Below are 4,247 nucleotides of genomic sequence, written 5' to 3' on the forward strand. Positions count from 1 at the left end.
GCGCTCCCTCTCCCGTGCGGGAGAGGGTTGGGGTGAGGGATGAGAACTCTCCGGAAAGGACTGGTCCTCGCCGCGGAACCGCAACGTCCTCTCCGCAAGGCTCCGGGCCCCTCACCCTGTCCCTCTCCCGCACGGGAGAGGGGACCCGCGCCCTATCCGCATTGAGGCTCGCTCGGCATATGCGATGGCCCTACTCTGCGGGGGAGGGAAAGCGCGTCGCGAGACGCCCTCACGCCAGCATGTAGGTCAGCAGCGAGCGGAGCTGCGCCGGCTTCACGGGCTTGCGCATCAGTTCCACGCCGAGGAGGTCCGCCCGCGCCTCGATCTCCGGCGCGTAGTCGGCGGTGGTCAGGATCACCGGGAGCGGCGCGGGGCAGACGGCGCGGAGATACGCCGCCACGTCGAGGCCGCAGGCGCCGTCGTCGAGATGGTAGTCGAGGACGAGGATGTCGGGCTCGCGCAGGCCCGCGGCGAGCGCCGCCCGAACTCCGGCGAGGTCGCGGAAGGCCGAGACCTCGGCGTCCCAGTTCTGCAGCAGGCGGCGCAGGGCCTCGGCCGTGGAGGCGTCGTTCTCCACGATGAGCACGTGCGCCCCCGACAGGCGCGTCGCCACGGGCGGGGGCGCCGGAGCGGCCTCGACCGGCACGACGCTTACCGGCAGGGTCAGCGAGACCCGGGTGCCGTGGCCGGGCCGCGAGGCGAGCGCCAGCGGATGGTCGAGGGCCGCCGCCATGCGGCGCACGATCGAAAGGCCGAGGCCGAGGCCCGGCTCGCCCTGGCCATCGCCGCCCCCCTTGCCGCCGCCGCGGTAGAACTCGTCGAAGACGAGGCTCCGCTCCTCCGTGCCGATGCCGCAGCCGGTGTCGATCACGTCGATCCGGATCTCCCCGCCGCGGGGCCGGGCGACCAGCAGCACGCCGCCGGCGCCCGTGTAGCGCACCGCGTTCGAGACGAGGTTCTGCAGGATGCGCCGCAGCAGCACGCCGTCGCTCGCCACCGCGACGTCCGGGCAGCGCACCGCGAGCCGCAGGCCCTTGCGCTCGGCGAAGGGCCGGAAGCTCTCGGCCAGTTCCGCCAGGAGGTCCGGCAGGGCGAGCGCCCGCACCTCCGGCCGCACGATGCCCGCGTCGAGCTTCGAGATGTCGAGGAGCGTCTTGATCAGGTCCTCGATGGTCTGCAGCCCGCGCTCGACCTGGCCCGCGATAGCGCCGGCCTCGGGCGCGAGCGGCAGGTCGGCGAGCGCCGAGAGCGAGAGCCGGGCGGCATTCAGAGGCTGCAGCAGGTCGTGGCTGGCCGCGGCCAGGAAGCGCGTCTTCGAGCGGTTGGCGGTCTCGGCCTCCTCCTTGGCGGAGACGAGCGCGGCGTTCGAGCGCTCCAGTTCCCGCATCAGCCCGGTCAGCGCCTCGGTGCGGCTGCGGACCCGGCCCTCCAGGGTGATGGCCGTCTGGAACAGCGCGTAGGCGCCGCCCTGCTGGTCGGTGGAACGCTCGACATGGGCCATCAGAGCCGCGTTGATGCGCTCCAGCTTGGCGACGCGCCGCCTCAGGTCCGCCTCCGCCTCGTCTGCCCGGGGCGGGTCCTTGACGGGCGCGTCCTTGACGGGCGCGTTCATGGGACGCGCTTGCCGATGGCGATGCCGGTGAAGGTCTGGTTGAGGTGCATCGCCCGGTACTGCTCGCCGTAGGTCTCGAAGCCGATTACGTTGAAGCGGCGGTAGAGGTCGGCGATGCCCTGGCGCACCTGCCGGGTCTCGGCGTCGAGCCGGCGCAGCACGCACTCGAAGCCGATGATCAGGTCGATCCCGCCGAGCGCCTGATCGAGCCGGGTCAGCTCCGCGTGCGTCGCCGCCACGATGTCGCGAGGTTCCGCCAGCGTCAGCACCACCCCCTCGTCGATGGCGCAGAAGAAGCTCAAGCTGCCGTCCGGGTTGAGCCGCCGGATCGAGCGGCAGAAATACTCGCCCCCGACCTTCACGGCGAGCGGGTAGGCGGCGAAGCTCATCGGCGAGAGCCCCTCCGGATCGAGCCCGACCGCCATGGCGTATTCCCGCGCGGCGGGCTCGGCGTTCAATTCGTGCACGATGCGCCGCTCGCCGTCGGAAGCGGTGACGACGAACTTCTTCTCCGTCGGCTCGAAATTGTCGCTCTTGAAGATCTGGACCGGGAAATCGGTCTCGACCAGGATCAGCGCCGCGGCGCGCCGGTGGATCCGGCCGCCGTGCAGCACCACCGCGTCCCGGAAGGTGAGGTCGTCGCCCGCCGAGCCGCCGACGAGCGGGATCCCGTCGAGCGCCCAGGCGATGCCGGAGACCACCGTCTCCTCGGCGTTGGCGAGCCCGTCGATCAGCGAGACGGCAAAGCACCGCTCCGGCGCCGCCTCGCCGCGCGGATTGAGGCTGCGGCGCAGCGCTCGGACCGTCGAGGCCGTGCGCTCGACGTCGAGGTCGTCGATCCCGCCCAGCAGCGTCGAGACGATGCGGAATCCCCGGGTCGGGAAGGCGATCGCCACGAGCCCGCGGTCGAGCCCGCCCTCGGGGCTGATGTTGCCGGAGGTGGTGCAGCCGGTGATCGCGACCCCGGGTAATTCGCTCTCGAGAGCGCGCAGCAGGGTCTCGGGATCGTAGTCGGGCGAGAAGAACAGGACGAGCTGGGCGAGCCCGGCTTCCGCGTCGACGCCGACCGCGCGGGCGATCTCGGCCGCGGCGGCCGCGGGCGACGCGGCCTCGGTCCAGGCCGTCCTGATGCCGCACAGATGCGCGCGCATCCGCGTTCCCTGTCCCACGTCTCCACCCCGCTCGGTCGGCGGCAGGCGTTGTCCGCCCATTCTCGTCCCCGGAGTATGTCGCGCGCGACCGAAGCGTGCAACGGCGGCCGTCCGCGCGGGCCCCTCTCCGCCCAATGGCCAATCCGGCCGCCATTGTCCGGCCCTCGCGCTTCATGGACAATGGCGGCCGGCCGATCCCCGCGCGGGGGCGGCCGAGCGCGGTGGGAGCGCGCCCATGCAGCTGTTGATCGTCGACGACCATCCCCTGTTCCGCGACGCGCTCGCGGGCGCGATCCGGCTCGCCTACCCGGACGCGGACTTGCACGAGGCGGACGGGATCGCGGCGGCGGCCGCGCGCTTGACCCAGAACCGCGCCATCGACCTCGTCCTGCTCGACCTCTCCATGCAGGGCGTCAGCGGCTTCGACGGGCTCGTCACCCTGCGCACCCGATTCCCCCGGGTGCCGATCCTGATCGTCTCGGGCCACGAGGATCCGCGCATCATGCGCGAGGCGCTGCAGCACGGCGCGGCCGGCTTCGTGCCAAAGGCGGTCGACAAGGCGACGCTGACGCGCGCCATCAGCGACGTGCTGAGCGGCGCGCTCGTGATCCCACCGGGCCTCTCGGAGGCGCCGCCCGCCGCCGCGAAGTCGCGCAAGGCGCCGCTGCCCGAGCGCATCGCCCGGCTGACGCCGCAGCAGTTGCGGGTGCTGATGATGATCCGCCAGGGCAAGCTCAACAAGCAGATCGCCCACGAGCTGCAGGTCGGCGACTCGACCGTGAAGGCCCACGTCTCCGAGATCCTGCGCAAGCTCGAGGTCATCAGCCGCACGCAGATCGTGATCGACACGGCCGCGCTCGACTTCGAGCAGATCCACCACGCGCCGGTCGGCTAGGACTCTGCATCCAGCGCTGCCGACCGGTGCGCGCCGCGACCTGCCCCCATCAAGCCATCCCTTGGGCCGCGCCGCGGCAGCGCGTCGGTCCCCTGCTTTCTCGCGCCCCTTCGAAGGTCCGGCGCGCCTTTTCAGGCAGATCCGGCAGGCGCTTCCGGACGGACTTGCCCACAGTGTTAACCTTTTGTTAAGGCGCCGATTGCCGTGCGGCCGGACCCGTGCGAGCTTTCGTTAACGAGAGCTTAACGGGTTGGATCAAAAGCCATGCGGTTCCCGGTTTCGAAGCGGCGGGATGTGGCGACGGCCCGGGAGCGCGGCACCCGCGCGGGCATCCTGGCGGCGGGTCTCGCCCTGGCTCTCGCGGCGCCCGCGGGCGCCCAGACCTTCGCGGCGCTGCCTGCCGTGCCGAGCGTGGCCCAGCCGACCGGCGCGGCCAAGCCGATCGCGGCATGGGTGACGTTCTGCCAGGCCTACGCGGCGGAGTGCGCGGTGGACCGCTCGGAGCCGGCGCGGATCAGCCTGACGCCGGCGCTCTGGTCGACGATCGTCGCGGTCAACAAGCGCGTGAACAAGAGCGTGCAGGCGATGA

The 4,247-nt window shown here is 72.0% G+C and carries 4 protein-coding genes; 2 read left to right on the forward strand and 2 right to left on the reverse strand.

What is annotated here, in order from left to right; translation table 11 throughout:
* Positions 1-229 precede the first annotated feature (229 nt).
* Together AX737_RS01910 and AX737_RS01915 are read right to left on the reverse strand one after the other, a co-directional pair.
* Positions 230-1,501 (reverse strand): hybrid sensor histidine kinase/response regulator, encoded by a 1,272-nt coding sequence (locus tag AX737_RS01910; protein ID WP_238230523.1) that lies wholly within the window; start codon positions 1,499-1,501, stop codon positions 230-232.
* Between the two features lie 107 nt (positions 1,502-1,608).
* Entirely contained in the window at positions 1,609-2,763 is a 1,155-nt protein-coding gene (locus AX737_RS01915) for an FIST N-terminal domain-containing protein (protein WP_066918567.1), read from the reverse strand.
* Positions 2,764-2,998: 235 nt separating this feature from the next.
* On the opposite strand from AX737_RS01915, the gene AX737_RS01920 reads away from it, so the two are divergent.
* The gene (locus tag AX737_RS01920; RefSeq protein WP_066918569.1) at positions 2,999-3,658 is read left to right on the forward strand and encodes a response regulator transcription factor; all 660 of its coding nucleotides are present in this window, start codon (positions 2,999-3,001) and stop codon (positions 3,656-3,658) included.
* A 264-nt stretch (positions 3,659-3,922) separates the two neighbouring features.
* Positions 3,923-4,247, forward strand: a 325-nt coding sequence (locus tag AX737_RS01925; RefSeq protein ID WP_197430421.1) for a transglutaminase-like cysteine peptidase, incomplete at its 3' end; no start/stop codon positions are given.

It is taken from the genome of Methylobacterium sp. CCH5-D2 (genome assembly GCF_001556475.1).
In the GTDB taxonomy this organism is placed as follows: Bacteria; Pseudomonadota; Alphaproteobacteria; order Rhizobiales; family Beijerinckiaceae; genus Methylobacterium; species Methylobacterium hispanicum.